This window comes from Deinococcus fonticola, assembly GCF_004634215.1.
GTDB classification, from domain to species: Bacteria; Deinococcota; Deinococci; order Deinococcales; family Deinococcaceae; genus Deinococcus; species Deinococcus fonticola.
Map to the genome: position 1 here is coordinate 27,914 of NZ_SMMH01000010.1, position 17,287 is coordinate 45,200.

At 65.1% G+C, this 17,287-nt stretch carries 15 protein-coding genes and 1 pseudogene; 7 read left to right on the forward strand and 9 right to left on the reverse strand.

The window, feature by feature from the left end:
* Positions 1-40: 40 nt before the first annotated feature.
* Entirely contained in the window at positions 41-433 is a 393-nt protein-coding gene (locus E5Z01_RS19760) for an alpha/beta fold hydrolase (RefSeq protein ID WP_205750474.1), read from the reverse strand.
* Positions 434-698: 265 nt separating this feature from the next.
* On the opposite strand from E5Z01_RS19760, the gene E5Z01_RS20360 reads away from it, so the two are divergent.
* A complete protein-coding gene (locus tag E5Z01_RS20360; protein WP_420810835.1) occupies positions 699-1,049 on the forward strand; it encodes a hypothetical protein in 351 nt (116 codons plus the stop codon).
* 78 nt (positions 1,050-1,127) lie between these two features.
* Here E5Z01_RS20360 and E5Z01_RS19765 read toward each other — a convergent pair.
* Positions 1,128-2,198 (reverse strand): annotated as a pseudogene (locus E5Z01_RS19765) (MFS transporter); the annotation flags it as partial.
* Positions 2,199-2,539: 341 nt separating this feature from the next.
* Here E5Z01_RS19765 and E5Z01_RS07535 point away from each other — a divergent pair.
* From E5Z01_RS07535 to E5Z01_RS07560, 5 genes are all read left to right on the forward strand, one after another.
* Positions 2,540-3,130 carry a hypothetical protein gene (locus E5Z01_RS07535; protein ID WP_135228809.1) on the forward strand — a complete coding sequence of 197 codons (591 nt, stop codon included), beginning with the start codon at positions 2,540-2,542 and terminating at the stop codon, positions 3,128-3,130.
* The gene (locus E5Z01_RS07540; protein WP_240738231.1) at positions 3,127-4,296 is read left to right on the forward strand and encodes an MFS transporter; all 1,170 of its coding nucleotides are present in this window, start codon (positions 3,127-3,129) and stop codon (positions 4,294-4,296) included. The genes E5Z01_RS07535 and E5Z01_RS07540 overlap by 4 nt, the downstream gene beginning before the upstream one ends.
* A 129-nt stretch (positions 4,297-4,425) precedes the next feature.
* Positions 4,426-5,259, forward strand: coding sequence for an enoyl-CoA hydratase/isomerase family protein (locus tag E5Z01_RS07545; protein ID WP_135228810.1), 834 nt, complete (start codon positions 4,426-4,428; stop codon positions 5,257-5,259).
* A 284-nt stretch (positions 5,260-5,543) separates the two neighbouring features.
* Positions 5,544-6,185 (forward strand): phosphoribosyltransferase, encoded by a 642-nt coding sequence (locus E5Z01_RS07555; RefSeq protein WP_135228812.1) that lies wholly within the window; start codon positions 5,544-5,546, stop codon positions 6,183-6,185.
* Between the two features lie 181 nt (positions 6,186-6,366).
* Positions 6,367-7,002 (forward strand): DUF6766 family protein, encoded by a 636-nt coding sequence (locus E5Z01_RS07560; RefSeq protein ID WP_135228813.1) that lies wholly within the window; start codon positions 6,367-6,369, stop codon positions 7,000-7,002.
* Positions 7,003-7,164: 162 nt separating this feature from the next.
* On the opposite strand, the gene E5Z01_RS07565 is transcribed toward E5Z01_RS07560, so the two are convergent.
* From E5Z01_RS07565 to E5Z01_RS07575, 3 genes are all read right to left on the reverse strand, one after another.
* Positions 7,165-9,144 (reverse strand): ABC1 kinase family protein, encoded by a 1,980-nt coding sequence (locus E5Z01_RS07565; protein WP_135228814.1) that lies wholly within the window; start codon positions 9,142-9,144, stop codon positions 7,165-7,167.
* A 132-nt stretch (positions 9,145-9,276) separates the two neighbouring features.
* On the reverse strand, positions 9,277-9,735 hold the full coding sequence (locus E5Z01_RS07570) for a PDZ domain-containing protein (RefSeq protein WP_135228815.1): 459 nt from the start codon (positions 9,733-9,735) through the stop codon (positions 9,277-9,279).
* Between the two features lie 74 nt (positions 9,736-9,809).
* Complete coding sequence (locus E5Z01_RS07575) at positions 9,810-10,652, reverse strand: GNAT family N-acetyltransferase (protein ID WP_135228816.1); 843 nt, start codon at positions 10,650-10,652, stop codon at positions 9,810-9,812.
* A gap of 88 nt (positions 10,653-10,740) precedes the next feature.
* On the opposite strand from E5Z01_RS07575, the gene E5Z01_RS07580 reads away from it, so the two are divergent.
* Positions 10,741-11,712 (forward strand): GGDEF domain-containing protein, encoded by a 972-nt coding sequence (locus E5Z01_RS07580; protein ID WP_167757822.1) that lies wholly within the window; start codon positions 10,741-10,743, stop codon positions 11,710-11,712.
* 72 nt (positions 11,713-11,784) lie between these two features.
* Here E5Z01_RS07580 and E5Z01_RS07585 read toward each other — a convergent pair whose 3' ends face one another.
* The 4 genes from E5Z01_RS07585 to E5Z01_RS07600 all read right to left on the reverse strand — a co-directional run bounded on the left by E5Z01_RS07585 (position 11,785) and on the right by E5Z01_RS07600 (position 17,249).
* Positions 11,785-12,138 carry a hypothetical protein gene (locus E5Z01_RS07585; RefSeq protein ID WP_135228818.1) on the reverse strand — a complete coding sequence of 118 codons (354 nt, stop codon included), beginning with the start codon at positions 12,136-12,138 and terminating at the stop codon, positions 11,785-11,787.
* Between the two features lie 261 nt (positions 12,139-12,399).
* Positions 12,400-13,203, reverse strand: a complete 804-nt coding sequence (locus E5Z01_RS07590) for an LEM-3-like GIY-YIG domain-containing protein (RefSeq protein WP_240738232.1) — start codon at positions 13,201-13,203, stop codon at positions 12,400-12,402.
* 19 nt (positions 13,204-13,222) lie between these two features.
* Positions 13,223-16,249, reverse strand: coding sequence for an adenosylcobalamin-dependent ribonucleoside-diphosphate reductase (locus E5Z01_RS07595; RefSeq protein ID WP_135228819.1), 3,027 nt, complete (start codon positions 16,247-16,249; stop codon positions 13,223-13,225).
* 280 nt (positions 16,250-16,529) lie between these two features.
* Positions 16,530-17,249 (reverse strand): zinc ribbon domain-containing protein, encoded by a 720-nt coding sequence (locus tag E5Z01_RS07600; RefSeq protein WP_135228820.1) that lies wholly within the window; start codon positions 17,247-17,249, stop codon positions 16,530-16,532.
* Positions 17,250-17,287: the final 38 nt, after the last annotated feature.

Consider the following 17,287-nt stretch of genomic DNA (forward strand, 5'->3'; position numbering starts at 1 on the left):
CACAGGCGCCACATGCCCGGCAGCATGCGCGGGTTGAAGGTCACGAAGGGGTGAGGCCCCAGCGCCACGTAACTGGCGACGCGCTGGGGCTGTTGCAGGCACAGCTCTGATAGCCGATCAGGGCGCTCCTGTCGTGCGCGATCAGGTGCACGCGGGGCAGGTGCAGGGCGTTGAGCAGGTTGAGCACGTCCTGCAGAAGTGGCCCGCGCTGGTAGCCGCCGGCAGGAGCGTCGGTCTGCCCGGCTCCGCGCAGGTCCGGGGCGATGACGTGGTAATGCCGGGCCAGTTCGGGGAGGATGTGCCGCCATTCGTGGCTGTGCTGCGGGAAGCCGTGCAAGAGCAGCACCGGCTCGCCCTGTCCGGCTTCGGTGAGGCGCAGGTGCAGGCCGGGAAGGGGCACGGTGCGCCGCCTGAAGCCAGGAATGGTCGTCATGCCCAACGGCACTACATCTATAGTGCAAATACTATATCTGTAGTGTCAGGAAGGCCGCCCTATAGTGAGGGCTGTGTCCTTGACCCGCACCCGTTCCCTTCAGGCCGCTGTGGAACTTGTCGGCTCGGAGGGCCTGCGCTCCCTGACCCACGGCCGGGTGGACGAGAAGGCCGCCTTACCCAGGGGCTCGACCTCCAACTTCTTTCGCAGCCGTCAGGCGCTGCTGGTCGGCGTCGTGAATCACATCGTGGAGCAGGAGCTTCAGATGGTGCAGCCGATCTTCCACCCGGGCAGTCCAGAGGAACTGATCGATGTCCTGTGCGGCCTGATTGATTTCACGACTGGCCCCAACCGGGTGCCAAGCACCGCCCGCATCGTGCTCTTTATGGAGGCCAGCCACGACCTGGCCATCCGCGAACCCGTGGCCAGAGCGCGCGCCGTCATGGAAACGTCCATCACGGGGGCGCTGCGTCACCTGGGGGCCAGGCAGCCGCAGGTGGGCGCGGCGGCCCTGATGGCCTGCGCCGAGGGCATCATCCTGCACCGCCTGGCCCACCACGACGCCACGGACGCCCGGCCCATCGTGAGCATGGTGGCGCGCTCTGCGCTCGCCTGAACGGGGCCTTGAGCCGCCAACGGTCAGCGTCCCCCCACCCGCCTGAAGAGGGGCAGCGCAGGTGACCTGCCCCAGCGCGTCGGCCTGACTGGCGAGGCTGTTCACAGTGGCGCGGGAACCCGGGTTCAGGCCCCGGTTCAGCCAGGCGCTGTACAGCGGGACGTACAGGCTGCGGAACACGCCGTGAGCCACCAGCGCCGCCGCGGCCCACCAGAAACCGGGTGCGAACGCGAAGACCAGCAGCGCCAGCACGGACAGAAGTAAAAGGGCCTGTACTGCCCGCGAGGCCTGCGCGGGGTCGGCGGGATCGAGGCGTTTGCGAAGCGGTTCGGTGACCAGCCAACCGATCAGGTTCGAGGCGAGAGCAAGCCCCGCAAACAACGTGGCGGGCGTCATCCCCGCAGGCAGACCGACCTCCTTGACCAGCAGAAACTCGTTCAGGCGATCCAACGCTTCGGTGCTCGCGCCGTACAGCAGCGCGGCGACCATCAACAGGGTCAGGATGGAACTGCGCCTCACCTCGCCGACGCCCTGCCGGAAGGTGGCGGTCAGGGCCCTCCACGACTGGCGTTCTTCGGGCGGAGCGGGGTGAAACCCGTTCTCCGGCATGATGAGCTTCAGATAGCCGGCCAGCAGCAGCAGCAGGCCCCCGGCCACCAGCATGGGCAGACTCAGGCCCCAGGGCGCCAGGGCCACCACCAGCAGAATCCCGGCGATGCGGGCCACGCGGGCGTACTGGCTGGCGAGCAGGAACAGGTGCGCGGCGTGTTCCCCGCCGACTTCGTCCGCGATCCAGGCCTGCTGGGCGCCGCTCAGTAAGGTGTAGCCGGCGGCACTGACGAACTGCGCCAGGAAAATGGGCCAGAAGCTGGGGAAACTGGCGACGAGCAGCACGGCGGCGCCCAGGCACAGAAAGCCCAGAACCACCGAGCGGCGGCGCGAGTACACGTCTGCCACGACGCCCGTGGGGATTTCCAGCAGGAAGGCCGATGCTTCCAGGGCCGCGCCGATCAGCAGAAGTTGCAGGGGCGTCAGGCCCACCGTCTGCACGAAGTACAGCCCCTGCAAGGTGAACGCCAGCGCGAAGGCCAGCGTCGTCACGGTTTCCATGACGAGGTAAACCCGCCTGGGGTGTGTGGAGTCAGTCATTTCATTCGGGTCTCCAGGGATGAATAAGCCTGCACCCAGCCCAGGTGGGCGGGTGAATGAAACGAGTGGTGTGTTCAAGTCAGGCTTTTAGAGCAGTTCTCCGAATTACGCGCTCTGTGGAAGGGCACCCCAGAGCGCTCCATTCTTCGTCCTGCTCATTTAAATTCACTCGCTCTGCTCGGACAAAAGCACTGCGTTCTTTTGTCAAATGCTCTAGGCATGGCGCATCACCCTGAAGAAGGGATACCGGGACTGTAACAAACTCCCGCCCGCTGGCGAATAAGCGAATTGGCCTGTCTTCCCTTACCACCTGCCACAGTTCACGCTCTACGATTCCTGGCATGTTGACGTTTGGTGAAGCGCAGGGTCGCCCGGTGTCGGAGGTGGGCGCGGAAACGCACCGGCTGGCGGAGCATTTCGTGCCGGGCATGCTGGTGCCCGCCAGTTTCGAGGAAGCGTATTACCGCAATTTCAACCTGCCGGAGCAACTCCGCGTCATTTTCAAGGGCATCAACCCCTACCGTGTGGACGAGGACGCGCTGGAGGATCTGTGCGAGAAAGCGCAGGCGCTGGTGCGTTCCAGCGTACTGGTGGATGACGCGGTTCAGGTGTTTTACCGGGCGCTGGGCAACGCGGGGCTGAATACGGGCGAAGTGCACGCGCGGCGTCCGGGCGAGCTGTACGCCGAAACGGCGCAGCGCGTGACGCCCCCCGGCACGGCGGTGTTGCACGCCATGAAGCGGCTGTGGGCACACGACTGGTCGTTTGGGCCGGTGCTGCGCCGCCTCGACGACACCGGCGGGTTCGGGCTGGACGCGCGTCCGACGCTGCTGCTGGCTGGAATGCCGGGGGTGCAGGACGAACGGCAGGCGCAGGCGCTGGGCGTGCCGACGGCGCTGGTGAACGCGGGCGGTCTGGTCGGCCTGCCTTGAGCGCCCCGCGCCGCGTGTCCCCGCTGCTGCTGGCGGCCCTGGGAACGCTGGTGTTTCTGAACGTGTATGCCCCGCAAAGCCTGCTGCCGGTGCTGGCGCGCGAATTTCACGCGGGCGCGGCGCAGGTGGGCGGCGTGATCGGCGCGACGATGCTCTCGATGGCGCTGGCGTCGCCGCTGGTAGGCGTGCTGGCCGACGCGGTGGGCCGGCGCAGAACGGTGATCTGGGCGTTCGCGCTGCTGGTGCTTCCGGCCGTGCTGGCGGTGCTGGCACAGACCCTGCCTGTTCTCAATGGGGTGCGGTTCCTTCAGGGCCTTCTTATTCCGGGCGTCATGGTGGGCCTGAACGCCTACATTGCCGAGGAAATCCCGGCGCCCGAGCGCAGCCGCGCCCTGACCGCCTACGTCACCGGCACGGTGCTGGGCGGCTTTCTGGGGCGTTTTCTATCTGGCCTGGTGGCGAACTGGGGCGGGTGGCACGCGGCGTTCTGGCTGCTGGCGGGCACCTCCCTGGTGGGCTTCCTGCTGGCGCGGCGGCTCCCGCCGGAAACGCAGTTCAGGCCGCACCGTGACCCGCGCTCGGTGCTGTGCAGTCTGGGCACCCACCTGAAAAACCCCGCGCTGCTGGCCACCTGCGGGGTGGGGTTCCTGATTCTGTTCACGCTGGTGGGCGTGTTCAACACCCTGACCCTGCGCCTGGCCGACGCGCCCTATCACCTGAACTCCGCGCAGACCGGGTTTATCTTCGCGGTGTACCTGCTGGGCGTGGTCATCACACCCATTGCCGGGCCTTTTCTCGCTGCGCGCGGGCCGCTGGTCACGCTGATAAGCGCCGCGGCGTGCAGCCTGCTGGGCCTGCTGGTCACGATGTCCTCTCCCCTGCCGCTGATCATCGCGGGGGTGGCGGGGGCGGCGTGCGGCGTGTTCCTGTCACAGTCGGCCGCGCTGGCCGCCGTGCAGCGCAGCGTGACCCAGGCCCGCAGCCTCGCCACCGGGCTGTATCACCTCGCGTACTACGGCGGGGCGGCCGTGTCCAGCGTCGTGGCCGGACACGTGTTCGAGGCCGCCGGCTGGGGCGGCGTGGTGCCGCTGGTCATGGGCAGCATGGGCCTGGCCGCGCTGGTGGGCCTGCTGGGCTGGCGCGGGAGCAGGAGCTCATACGGATGAACAGGAAGGCAATCACGGCAAGTTCAGACTAGATTCGGGGAGCTGTGCCAGCCCAGCGAGCAGCAAAAAGGCCGACCAAGTGAAGGAGCGACAGCGCAGCGCAACAGGCAAATGCTTTAGCCTGAGCGCATGGCTGACCTTTCCGATACGGCGAAACTCACGGCTCCGGGCGCGTACCCCGGCCTGAATGTCACTTTTCACGCCGGTGGGATTCTGGAGGTTGTCATCAGCAACCAGAAGACGCTGAACAGCGTGAACGACAAAGGTCACCAGTCGCTGGCGGGCATCTGGCGCGACATCGATGCGGCGGCAGGTGTGAGGGCCGTGCTGATTCGCGGCGAGGGGCGCGGCTTCTCGTCAGGTGGGGACTTCGAGTTGATCGAGGAAATGGCCAGCGATTTCACCGCCCTGGCCCGGGTGTGGCGCGAAGCGCGTGACCTGGTGTACAACGTCATCAACTGCGGCAAACCCATCGTGAGCGCCATTCACGGCCCCTGCGTGGGCGCGGGCCTGGCAGTGGCGCTGCTGGCGGACGTGAGCATCGCCGCGAAAAACGCCCGCATTCTGGACGGCCACGTGGGGCTGGGCGTGGCCGCCGGGGATCACGCCGCCATCATCTGGCCCCTGCTGTGCGGCCTGAACAAGGCCAAGTACCACCTGATGACCGGAGAGAGCGTGAGCGGCGAGGAGGCCGAACGCATCGGGCTGGTCAGCCTGTGCGTGGAGGAAGACGAACTGCTCGACCGGGCGTGGGCCGTGGCGCGAAAACTGGCGAATGGCAGCCCCAGCGCCGTGCGCTGGACGAAGTACGCCCTGAACAACTGGCTGCGCATGATGGGACCGACCTTCGACACGTCACTGGCCCTGGAATTCCTGGGCTTCACCGGCCCCGACATCCACGAAGGGCTCGCCGCCAGAAGGGAAAAACGCGAACCGAAGTTTATGGAAGACGCGCCGATTTAGAGCATTTGACAAAAGAACGCAGTGATTTTGTCCGAGCGGACTGGCACAGCTCGTAGAGAGCGAGTGAATTTAGACGAGCAGGACGGACTGGCACAGCTGCGCAGGAGAGAATGGAGCGCTCTGGGGTGCCCTTCCCCAGAGCACGGAATTCGGAGAACTGCTTCAAGCCGCTGGCCTGGCGTCTAAGCGCCAAACTCTATGCCTGAGAACCAGACGCAGCAGCCCAGAGAACATCATCCCAGCCCTGTTTTTTCACGATTACATTCCAGACACCGAGGTGAGGCATGAGCATGTTCAGCGACAGGCGCGAGGCGGGGCGGCGGTTGGGGGAAGCGTTGGTGGCCTGGCGGGACGAGCCGCACCTCGTGGTGCTGGGGTTGCCGCGTGGGGGCGTGCCGGTGGCGGCGGAGGTGGCCCGCACCCTGGGGGCGCCGCTGGACGTGTTCGTGGTGCGCAAACTGGGCCTGCCGCAGTACCCGGAAGTGGCGATGGGCGCGGTGGCGGTGGGGGCGCGCTGGTTGAATACCGAACTGATCGCGCAGGTGGGCGTGACGCCGGACGACCTGGCGCGGGTGGAGGCGCGCGAACAGCAGGAACTTCAGAGGCGCGAGCAGGTGTACCGGGCCGGGAAAGGGCCGCTGGACTTGCGGGGCAAAACCGTGCTGCTGATAGACGACGGGCTGGCGACCGGCGCGACCATGCACGCCGCCGTGCAGGCGGTTCGGGCGCTGGAAGCCGCAAAAATCGAGATAGCAGTGCCGGTCGCCGCGCCGGACACGCTGCTGGCACTGGGGCGCGCGGCGAACGAGGCCTTCAGCCTGCTGGCCCCGCAGGGCTTCCGGGCAGTGGGCCAGTTTTACCGGGAGTTCGGGCAGACCAGCGACGCCGAGGTGCTGGCGCTGCTGGAAGCAGGGAAACCCGATTAGAGCCGTTCTCCGAATTCCGTCAGGCGTGGAAGGGTACCCCGCATAACTCTATTCTTCGTCCTGCTCGTCTGAATTCAGAACTATGCCAGTCCGCTCGGACACAAAGCACTCGGTTCTTTTGTCAAATGCTCTAGAGGCTTCTGTCATCCGGGCCGGGACGGGCCTCTGTTAAAACAGCCGCATGAAACGCTTCTGGCACGACAACGCCCTGACCATCGTGTTGATGCTGCTGTTCCTGCTGTTCTGGACGGCGCAGGCCCTTAGCGGCTGGGCGGTGCACAATCAGGAGTTGCAGGACGCGCACCAGCACCTGCTGACGTTAGGCGCCTACCTGCGTTCGGCGCACTTCTGGTCGGCCACGGCCGAAAACTGGGAAAGTGAATTCTTGCAGATGGCGGCCTTCGTGGTGCTGACGGTGTACCTGCGCCAGCGCGGCAGCGCCGAGTCGAAGCCCTACCCGGAGGAGGAAACCCAGGAAGACCGCGAGCAGGAGAAGCGCGACAGTCAGGTCAAAGGTTTCTGGCAGCGCAACTCGCTGTCGCTGGTGCTGTTCGCGCTGTTCGGCGCTTCGATGTTGACGCACCTGTTGAATTCCTGGAAGGACTACAACCTTGCGGAAATGGCGCAGGGAAAAACCGCCGAGACGCTGGGCCAGTTCCTGCACGAACCGGAGTTCTGGTTCGAGTCCTTCCAGAACTGGCAGAGTGAATTCCTGGCGGTGGCCACCATCGTGGCGCTGACCATTTTCCTGCGGCAGATCGGTTCCTCGCAGTCCAAGGGCCTGACGGAGCCCAACCGCAAAACCGGGGATGCCTGAGCAGTTTGCCTACCCCTCCGTGAAGGAATGACCGGGTGAGGAAATAACTGAGCAGGGCCGAACGAAGCGAACAGGAACAACCAGCAGCCCGGAGGTGGAGTTTTCCCTCCGGCGTTTTGCTGACAGGAGAACGAAACCAACCGGGTAGCCTATGCGGCCGGCCTACTCCATGTCACGCTTGAAAATCACGATCAGCACACGGAAAATCAGGATCGCACTGAGGATGCCGACATTGAAGCCGATCACCTGATACAGCGTGAAGGACTGCGTGAGTTGCGGCCCGCCGCGGCTGGTCATCAGCAGCACGGACGCCAGGGTCAGCACGGTGCCGAGCAGCGTCAGCAAAACCTGGTTCATGATCTGCCACACCACCACCCGGTCACGCCGGTCAGCGAAGAGGCGCACGTTCATGCCCAGGCGGCCCTCCTCAACCATGCCGGCGACCTGATCGACGTGGCGGGGCAGGCGGCGCAGCAGCGGCAGCACCGTCACCAGTTCCTGCTCCAGCGTGCGGCGCAGGTTGTGCGGCAGCAACTCGTCCTGAAGCTGCCGGGCCGCGATTTTGCGCGCCTCGCCGATCAGGTCGAACTCCGGGTCGAGGACACTCAGGGTGCCCTGCACCACCGCCAGCGAGCGCAGCGCGGTGGACAGTTCGCCGGGAACGTGCAGGCCCTGGCTGGTGATCAGGCGCAGAAGTTCGTTGAAGAGGCCCACGTCCATGGGGCCTTCGCGCCGCAGCTGCGCGACCATGAATTGCCCCAGCACGCGCCGCAGCCGGCCCTCGTCGATGTGCTCGGGGCGGCCCAGGGTGTCCAGCAGGGCGTCGGTAAAGAGTTGCGGGTCGCTGTACTCGACGCCCATGATGAGCTGCTGCAACCCCGCCTGCATGGTGCGGTCGATGCGGCCCACGCTGCCGCAGTCCAGGAAGGCCAGTCGTTCGGCGGCCGGTGACCCTTCGGGTGCGTCCGGTTCGGCATCCAGCAGCATGATGTTGCCGGGGTGCGGGTCGGCGTGGAAAAGGCCGTCTACGGTCATCTGGCGCAGAATCGAGTGGAAGATGCGCCGCGCGAAGGCCTGCCGCTGTGCGCTGCTCAGCGAGGCCAGCAGCGCGTCGTCGCTGAGGGTGCGGCCGCGCAGTTCCTCCATGACCAGCACGCGCGAGGTGCTCAGGGTCGGTTCATAGCCCGGCACCACCAGCCGCTCGGCCTCGGGGTGGCGCTCCAGCGCGGCCTTCAGGTCGGTCATGTTCCTGGCTTCCAGGCTGAAGTCCAGTTCCTGGCGCAGGTCGTCGGCAAAACTGTGGGCCAGCTGCGCCGCGCCCATTTCCCGGCCCCAGTCCGTGCGGCGTTCCAGGGTCTGCCCCAGCTGCTCGGCGATCTCCAGGTCGCCCTCCACCACTTCGCGGATGCCGGGGCGCTGCACCTTGACCACCACCGGCCGCCCACTGCGCAGCGCGGCGCGGTGAACCTGCCCGACCGACGCGGCGGCCAGCGGTTCGGGGTCGATGTGGCCGAACACCATTTCCAGCGGCGCGTCCAGTTCCCGTTCCAGCACACTCCGGATGTCGTCCCAGGGGGCGGGTTTCACCTGCTGCTGCAACTGCGAGAGTTCGCGCGTGACTTCGGGCGGCAGCAGGTCGCTGCGGGTCGAGAGCACCTGCCCCAGCTTCACGAAGGTCACGCCGGACTCTTCCAGCGCGGCCCGCAGTTGCTGGCCCTGCCGGCGCGTGGGCTTCTGAAAGGAGTGGCGCGTGCGCGCGCTCAGGGGGTTCAGGCCGTGCCGAACCAGAATGCCCATGATCTGCGTGCTGCGCCGCGACTGCCGCAGCGTGCGCTTCAGGGCGGCCCACCAGCCGGGCAGCGGCGGAATGCGGCCCTGCGGCACCAGCAGCTCGGACACCAGCACGAACATCAGCACGGTCAAGACCAGCAGCCCGAACTTCAAACCGGGCGAACCGCCCCCCGCCCACTGCACCCGCGTGCGGAACCACACGCCCACCAGCGCCCCGAACAGCCAGGCCAGGGCCAGCCGCCCCGAACCCAGCGGCAACCCGATAAAACGCCCCACCACCGCCCGCAGCAGCGCCAGTACGCCCGCCAGGGCCAGCAGGTCGAGAAGAAGGGGGGGCCAGGCAAGCATCATGCGCAGTACTCCACGCTGGCATTCTGCGCAAGGTCACTGACCCGCACATGACAGACTTTAAGCTCCCCTTGAGAGTGTGGGGGCAGACCCGCCCGGCCAGAAAGAGGGCCAGGCCAGCGGGTGGGGCGAGTTTCAGAAGGGCAACGACAGCAGCAGCGCTTCGTTGCCGCGCTGCACCGACAGCTCGACCTGCCCCTGGGCCGGGCCGCCCAGCAGCAGCAGCACGGTGCTCAGGGCCGGGTGAGGCTGGCCGTTCACGGCCACGATCCGGTCACCCAGTTGCAACCCCGCCTGCTGGGCCGCGCCGCCGTCCTCCAGCGCCGTGACGACCAGTTGACCCGTTGCGTTCACGGCCAGGGTCAGGCCGGTCACGATGTCCGTCCCGGCCATGTCCTGGGCCGCCAGCGCCGGTGCAGCGCTGGCCGGGGGCGGGCTGATCGGCGGTTGGCTGATTGGGGGTTGGCTGATTGGAGGCTGGCTGACCGGAACGGCGGTGGCCGCTGCGGTGGACAGCCCCAGAACCGTGAGCAGTCCTGCGCGGCCCAGCCTCAGCAGGTCAGGCAGCAATCCTCTGGAAAGCATGTGCTTCATCTTCTGGCTCCTTTTCCTCCCCTCGTAGCGGACACAGTGCGCCAGGGGGCGCTACAGGGTCGTTAAAAGAGGGGTCAGGTCACCTCTACGCGCATGACGATGTAAGGCGCGCCATCGGGCGTGAAGCCCGCCTGACCCAGGGCAAGTTGCGCGTCCACGTTCGCGGCGCAGCACAGGCACACCAGTTGCGCGGCCCCCTGCTGGCGGGCCAGGGCGTCGGCAAAAGCCAGGCAGCGGGAGGCGTCACCACTGAACAGCAGGACGTGCTGGGCCTCCTCCGGACTGAAGCGCGCCCCCAGCACCACCACGTCGTCGCCGCTGGCGTATACCATTTCGCGCCGCGCCAGGTCGGCGCACACCGCTTCACTAAAGGGCAGAAAGGTGCGGTTCATGACCAGAAATTCCCCCCAGCTGGCCCGCAGCGGTAGCAGCAGCGCGGCGGCCCCGGCCGCGTCCGTGACGGCGCGAAATGGCGTGGAAGCGTCCCCTGTGCCGGTGTAATCCGCTGTGACGGGGCGTGTGAAGCCCATGAACGTTTCCTCCAGCCGAAAGCCGAAGTGCTCGGCCAGGCCCCGGCTGACCACGTTGCCGGCCCCGGTGTACATGCGCATGGTGCGGACGCCCTGCTCGCGTGCCAGCTCGAAGAAACGCCGGTACATACGCTTGCCCAGCCCGCGCCCCTGCGCCTCTGGAACCACCCGCAGCGTCTCCAGCCACGCCGACCCGTCCGGCAAGCGGGTGTACTTGGCGCAGCCCAGCACCTGCCCCGCTTCCTCGGTCAGCATAAATTCACCCTGCGGCGCGTCGGCCAGGAACTGTTCGTACACCGCCGGCAGATAGCGCAGGTTGGGGGTGGACTGCGCCTCGACTGCCAGCAAAAGGGGTTTATCCGCCGCCGTGACAGGACGTAAGAGCATGCCCCAGCATAGGCCCGGACTTGCACCTGACTCTTTCACCCGCCCCCCTGTGATGAACCCGACAGAACCCGCCCACTACACTGAGAGCATGGAGGAGGCCTCCAGCTGGAGTACATGGCCCGAACAACGCCGCCAACGGGTGTTCGGCTGGCTGCTGCTGCTGGTTTTCCTGATTCAAAACCTGGGCATCTGGACGGCCTGGCAGGCCGGCAGCCCCATGCAGACCACCCTGAACGTCCTGGGCGGCGGCTGCACGCTGTACCTGCTGCTGAGCAACGTTCGCAGCGCCGTGGCCATGCCCACCACCTACCGAGTCGGGGCAAGCTTCCTGGCCCTGCGCCTGAGCGCGGAACTGCTGAACAATTTCCTGACCGCCCAGCCTATGACCACCGTACAGTACCAGGAAGCCGCGCTGCTGATGGCCTTCCTGGTCGCCATTTTGCCCCGGCGTGTCAGTGCCGCGCTGACGGGTCTGCTGCTGAGCGGCATTCTGGCCCTTACCGTGAAAAACGGCCTGCACCAGATCTTTGAATTTCTGATGCTGCTGGTCACGGCCGGGGTGCTGCCCTTTACCGCCGAGTACGGACGCCAGGCCCTGAACGCCCGGCGCCGCGTGGAGGAACTGGAACGGCAACTGATCTGGGATCCGCTGACCGGCGTGGCCAACCACCAACTTATTCAGGAACGCGCCCGGACGTATATGCTGAGCCCCAGCCGCAGCACCCACCTGACCGTGCTGATTACCGTCAATGAAAGCACCACCACCTCCGAGGGCCGCCAGGCCCTGCAACTGGTCGTGAAGGCCATTAAACCCCTGCTGCGCGAAACCGACAGCATAGGCCGCTGGAACGACGACACCCTGCTGCTGCTGTTTCCGCACGTGCACAGCGAGCAGCGCCAGAAACTGCTGCGCACCCTGTCGAGCGCCCTGACTCACCTGAAGACCCGTGGCCTGCTGCCCCAGGACGTGCAGATCAGCAGCGCCTTCCTGAACGAAGCGCCCACCCCTGAAGAAGTGGTCACGCTGGCCCACGCGCAACTGCGGCCTGTGACCGCCTGACTGGAATAAACCCCCACAGGCTGCCAGGGGTCACTTTGACAAGAGAGCGGACGCCGACCTTCCTGCCGCCCCTTAACGCGACCCGGTTTCCTCCGCCGCCCGCTCCTGCGCCCGCAGCGCCACCCAGTCCTCGTAAGCCAGGGCGGGCAGCAGCGCGAAACTTCCCGCGAACAGCGACGCCAGCGCCGCCGGCACCCGCACAGCCGTTTTACCGTTCAGCACCAGATAAAGCGCCCCCAGGGTACTCAGCACGCCAATGTCCATGAACATGACCCGCGCAAACGAACTGCGTTTCAGCGTGTCCAGTGTCCCCAGTTCACCGGGCCGCCCGCGCCCCAGCACCGCCGTCAGCACCAGCATGAGCAGCAGGGACAGGTAAAGGCGAACACGCTCCCGCGAAGGCTGACGGTAAGGGGAAAGAGGCATGCTTCAGGGTAAGACTTCAACAGTGGGGCAGATAGGTGCGGCTGGATCGTGCAGGAGGGGGAGTTTCTGTACGTCCGCCACACTCTGAGCCGAAGCCCCCAGCCCAAGCACAAGTAGAAAAGTCAGGAACGCGGAGAGGGAGCGCATAGGTTTAGCGTAAAGGACGGTGGAGATTAAGGTGCACCAACGTAATGCCGCGGCGAGAACAGCAGGATCAATACCTTTAGCGCGGGAAGGATATGCGACAATCCTGAAACGAATTCACTCATGCTCAATCACGGGCTTTTTCGTAACAGGAAAAGCAATTGGATTTTGAGCACCTTTTGTAAAATACGCGCTAACTGAGTGATTCAAATATCGGTCACGGATTTCTGCCGGAGCGACGTGACCAACAAATTCCCAGCGCCCGATCCCGCTATCCGGAGGGAAGGAGCGCGTGGTATACGGTGTTGATTGCGCTTTATGCCAGCTTTCTATTTCGTAAACCTCGCGAACTACACTTTCAAAAACGGCAAGGGCGTATTTGACAGATGCACGTCGCCATTCTGCAATTTTCCAAATCCCCCTAGTCACCTCATAAAGTTCCTCAGCACTCATGCCGTGGCGGTAATTCTGATTGATGCGAATCAGCATGACTGAATCTGAAATGATTGCAGGGGGCGCAGCGTAGTAAGCAATCAACTCTGAGAGGGTTTTGCGCCCAGATTTTACGCTTTGCCAACCCCTGACGAGATTTGACAGGTTATCCAGTCCCAGTAAGTCAATGACCGCCGCCTCAATACGGAAGGCTGTGACTTCGTCAGGTAGACCATGCACAAGTACTTCTATTCTTGGTTGAAGTCCATCATCGCGTAGCTCTTTTAGGATGCGTACCTTCCGCGTTTCACCGGTCTGCGATAGGTGAGCAAGCACCCTGCCCCCCTGACCTTTCCCAACGTAGAACACTTTGTTGTTACGCGGATCAATGTACAGGTACACATAAAAGCCGAGGTGTTGAGCTACTTCGGGAGGAATTATGTAGGTACTTTCCGACGAGTTGCAGTTAAATTCCGGCGTTGGCTTCAAAGCGCTGCCCGATTTATCTTTATCCGCATTTGCTGTAGCCGCACGCCTGGCACTTGAGGCAGCCTTCTTCGCGGATCACGGCTTTTTCTTCGCAGACGGGGCAGCGTTCGCGTTGCATGCCGTCGGTGCTGACGCCGTGCGTGGTGGTGCTGGTGGGGGCGGGCGTGTCGATGCTGCCGCCGGCGAGGGGCGGAAGCTGGGCCGCTTCCATGTCCTTCTGGAAGGTGTCGAGAGCCACGGCGATCAGGTCGGCTTTGCTGCCCACCAGGCGGCCGTTGTAGCTGCCGTACAGCCCGCCGTTGATGCCGCGCAGGGTTTTGATGATGGCGCGGGCAGGCACGCCGTACTGGAGGGCAATACTGACCACGCGGCCCAGCGCTTCGCTGTCGGCGTTGGCCTCGTCTCCGGCACGGCCCGAAATGACCATGACTTCCACGGGTTTCTGGTTCAGGTGGTTGACCGTGACCAGGAAGCTGCGGCGGTGGCCGCTGGTCGGGTCGGTCAGTTTCACCATGTCCGTGATGCCCTGAAGGCGCGTGGGGCGCTCGTAGTGGGGTCTGGCGGGGGTGGTGGCCTGTGGCTGCTGGGCGGTGGGCAGGGTGGGAGCGGGGGTGGTGCCTGCGGCGGCCTGCCCCTGACCTTCGGTGCTTTCCCCCATGACTTCCGCGGCGGCGTCCACCTGGGGTTCTTCTTTCTTGGCTTTCTTCTTGCTGGTGCTCAGCACCTGGAACTGGCGGCTGCCGTCGCGGTACACGGTGATGCCCTTGCAGCCGGTCTTGTACGCCTCGCTGTAGGCGTCCTGCACGTCCTGCACGGTGGCGCTGTTGGGCAGGTTGATGGTCTTGGACAGGCTGTTGGCGGCGTGCTGCCCGCCATCGTCGAAGGCACGTTGCACGGTGCCCTGCATACGAACGTGATCGACGGGGCTGATGTCGTGGGCGCACACGAAGACGCGCTGCAATGCCTCGGGAATGAAGGTCAGGCCGACCACGCTGCCGTGGTTCTCGCTGACGGCCTCGGTGACCTTGTCCCAGTCCCAGCCGCCCTGCCCATCTGGCTGCGCTGTGCTCATGCCCTGCGGGGCGGGGTAGGTTTCGAGCAGTTCCACGAACAGCGGGGCCAGCAGGGCGCGGTACTCACTGCCAATCTTGCGCCAGATGAAGGGCGAAAAGACGGGTTCGATGCCGCTGGAAACGCCCATCAGCATGCTGGTCGTGCCGGTGGGCGCGACGGTCAGCACGGCCACGTTGCGGCGCGGCGCGTGCGGAATCTTATCCGCGTAGCGTTCATACACGGCGTAGATGCCGCGCTCTGCGCCCAGGCGCTCGCTTTCGGCCACGGCTTCCTCGCGCAGGGCGCTCATGATGTCGTAAATGGCCTGCCGCCCGGCCTCGTTGTCGTAGCGCAGGCCCATTTTGATCAGGGCGTCCGCCAGCCCCATGACGCCCAGGCCCAGGCGGCGCAAGTCCTGACTGGCCACGCGGTTGTCGTCCAGCGCAAACACATTCACGTCCAGCACGTCATCCAGGAAACGAACGCAGGTTCTGACATCCTTGCGGAACGTCGGATAATCGAAGTCGCTGCCTTTGACGTACGCGGCGAGGTTGATGGCGCCCAGGTCGCACGGTTCTCCAACCGTGAGCGGAATTTCACCACATGGATTCGTGCTGCGGATTTCATAGCGTTTCCCCAGATTCTTCAGGGCGCTGTATTCATTGACGCGGTCATTGAAGATCAGTCCAGGTTCGCCGGTGCTCCAGGCGTGCTGGGCAATCTCGTCCCACAGCCACCCGGCGGGAATGCCTTTCCGGCCGTCTTTGCTGGTGTACACCGGAACGCCACGTGCGCCGTCTTCGGCGCGTTCGGGCAGGGTCGGGAGCTGGCCCTTGAACTGGCCCTTCTGTTCGGCCAGGTAGTACTTGCCGGGCACGTCCTGCGCCTGGATGGGCCACACGCCGCCGGCCTGGAGGGTTTCCCAGAAGGCGGTGCCCACCAGAATGCTGATGTTGAAGGTGGAAATGTCGCCCTCGGAGGCTTCGCGGTCGAGGTCTTTGGCGGTCAGGAAGTCCAGCACGTCGGGGTGCTCGATGGAAATGGTCGCCATCCCAGCGCCGCGCCTGGTACCGCCCTGCCTGACCACACGCAGCACGGGCGCGTATACGTAGCGCAGGGTGTTGATGGGGCCGCTGTGCTCGCCGCCCCGGTTGGCCCATTCCAGAAAGTTGTCGAAGATTTCCAGCAGGAAGCTGACGGGGCCGCTGGACGTGCCGCCCGAACCCTTGATGGGCGCCCCTTCCGCGCGCATGTCGGAAAGGTCGATGCGGGGTTCCAGGCCCAGTTTGGCGGTTTCGGCCACGCTGCGGGCCGCGTCGATGATGCCGCCCATATCGTCGGGAACGGCATGAACGCCTTCAGGCAGGGTGCGGACGACGGAAACGCCGTGGGCGCGGGCACGGGCGACCAGTTCGGGGGCCATGGCGTGGCCGTACACCACGCGCGTCCAGTTGCGCACGGCGATAGGCTGCTTGTCCCCGTCGGGCTGGGTGGGCGGGCGCATCAGGCCCTCAATGAAATCCTGCACGTCGGCGTGCGCCGCGCTCATGTAGACCCAGCCGCGCACGCCGCTGTCCGAGCGGCTGCTCTGGGCGCGGGGGGTATACACGTCGAGGTTCACGCCGTTGCCGCCGCCGACTTTGGTGACCAGCGCCAGTTTCCGGGCGACTTCCATGACCCCCTCGAAGGAGCTGGGTTCATGGTCGGTGGCGCCCTGCACGAAGCAGTTGAGGACGTTGCCGTGCTGCGTGCCCGCGCCGGCCAGCACGCGCCCGCCGGGGCAGAATTTCTTCTCGGCCATCAGGTCGTAGTATTCCTGCGCCCAGCTCTGGCGCATCTCCGGCTGCTCCGCCCCGGCAACCCAGTCGGCAATGCGCCAGAACATGCCGCTGATGTTGCCGTCCCCCTCCTGCAAGTACTGGCGCCCCGCGATGTGCTGGGCGTTCTCGTCGAAGTGCTGGGCGGTCTTATCGGTGCGGGAGGTAACGGTCATGGCAGGAAACTCCTTGCGGCAAGGCGAAAAGTGGACGGCAGAACGCGGCCGCCCCGTTCAGAGAGAGCAGCTCGACAACAAAAAACAGTGGCGGGATTCTTACCCGCGCTTAATCTCTGAAGCAGACTGTAGCACTCGTGACACACCAGATCTAGCACCCAGTCCAAAACAGATACAACATATTGATCCCGACGCCACTTCGGCACCGGGATCAGCGGAAAGCAGGGTATGCGGTCAATTCTAGCGCAGCCAACCCCCGGAATAGGCCCAGGTTGAGCGCTCAGGCGTCCAGTTTAATCAGGAAGCGTCCGCACGAGGGACACTTCACGGGCGGCAGCTTGTTCTGCGCCACCTTCTGCTGAATGTTCACGGGCAGCATCACGTTACAGGCCGCGCAGCGTCCCGCCTTGACCTCCGCGATGCCCTGGCCTTTCTTGGCCTTGCGGATCATGTCGTATTCCTTGACGGTGCGGGCGTCCAGGTTTTTCACCAGTTCGGCGCGCTCGTTGCGGGAATCCTCGCCCTGGGCACGCAGGTCGGCAATGCGCTGCTCGTCCTGCGTCTCCAGTTCCGCCAGGCCCGGACGCCCGGCACGGTACTGCTCGCGCAGGCCGCCCGCCTTCCCGGTCAGTTCACGCTGGCGTTCACGCAGCGGGGCCAGGTCTTCTTCCATTTCCTCGCGGCGTTCCTCGAGTTGCTGAATGCGGCTGCCGTACTGGCTCTGGGCGCGGGCATCGAAGGCATTTTTCTCCTGCTCGTCACGCGCGTGGGCAATCTGGTCACGCACGCTGGTCAGGTCGAACTCGGCCTGCTTGAGGCGCTTTTCCACGCCTTCGAGCGTGATCTCGGTTTCTTCCAGTTCATTGTTCAGGCGATCCTGCTCGGCGCGGGCGGCCCTCAAAGCTTCAGGATAATTTTTTTCCTCGGCACGCAACTGGTCGAGGCTCAGATCGAGTTCCTGAACTCGGTGCAGGCGTTCAAGGGGGGTCTGGTCAGTCATCGCTTCCAGTGTACCCCCGAGCAGCGTCAACACGCCCG

Coding starts and splice junctions, on each gene's coding strand:
- E5Z01_RS07585 (WP_135228818.1), bottom strand. CDS start 12,138: ATGCCTCTTTCCCCTTACCGTCAGCCTTCGCGGGAGCGTGTTCGCCTT.
- E5Z01_RS20360 (WP_420810835.1), top strand. CDS start 699: ATGGTGCAGCCGATCTTCCACCCGGGCAGTCCAGAGGAACTGATCGAT.
- E5Z01_RS07560 (WP_135228813.1), top strand. CDS start 6,367: ATGAAACGCTTCTGGCACGACAACGCCCTGACCATCGTGTTGATGCTG.
- E5Z01_RS07555 (WP_135228812.1), top strand. CDS start 5,544: ATGAGCATGTTCAGCGACAGGCGCGAGGCGGGGCGGCGGTTGGGGGAA.
- E5Z01_RS07570 (WP_135228815.1), bottom strand. CDS start 9,735: ATGAAGCACATGCTTTCCAGAGGATTGCTGCCTGACCTGCTGAGGCTG.
- E5Z01_RS07565 (WP_135228814.1), bottom strand. CDS start 9,144: ATGATGCTTGCCTGGCCCCCCCTTCTTCTCGACCTGCTGGCCCTGGCG.
- E5Z01_RS07595 (WP_135228819.1), bottom strand. CDS start 16,249: ATGACCGTTACCTCCCGCACCGATAAGACCGCCCAGCACTTCGACGAG.
- E5Z01_RS07545 (WP_135228810.1), top strand. CDS start 4,426: ATGGCTGACCTTTCCGATACGGCGAAACTCACGGCTCCGGGCGCGTAC.
- E5Z01_RS07575 (WP_135228816.1), bottom strand. CDS start 10,652: ATGCTCTTACGTCCTGTCACGGCGGCGGATAAACCCCTTTTGCTGGCA.
- E5Z01_RS07535 (WP_135228809.1), top strand. CDS start 2,540: ATGTTGACGTTTGGTGAAGCGCAGGGTCGCCCGGTGTCGGAGGTGGGC.
- E5Z01_RS07580 (WP_167757822.1), top strand. CDS start 10,741: ATGGAGGAGGCCTCCAGCTGGAGTACATGGCCCGAACAACGCCGCCAA.
- E5Z01_RS19760 (WP_205750474.1), bottom strand. CDS start 433: ATGACGACCATTCCTGGCTTCAGGCGGCGCACCGTGCCCCTTCCCGGC.
- E5Z01_RS07600 (WP_135228820.1), bottom strand. CDS start 17,249: ATGACTGACCAGACCCCCCTTGAACGCCTGCACCGAGTTCAGGAACTC.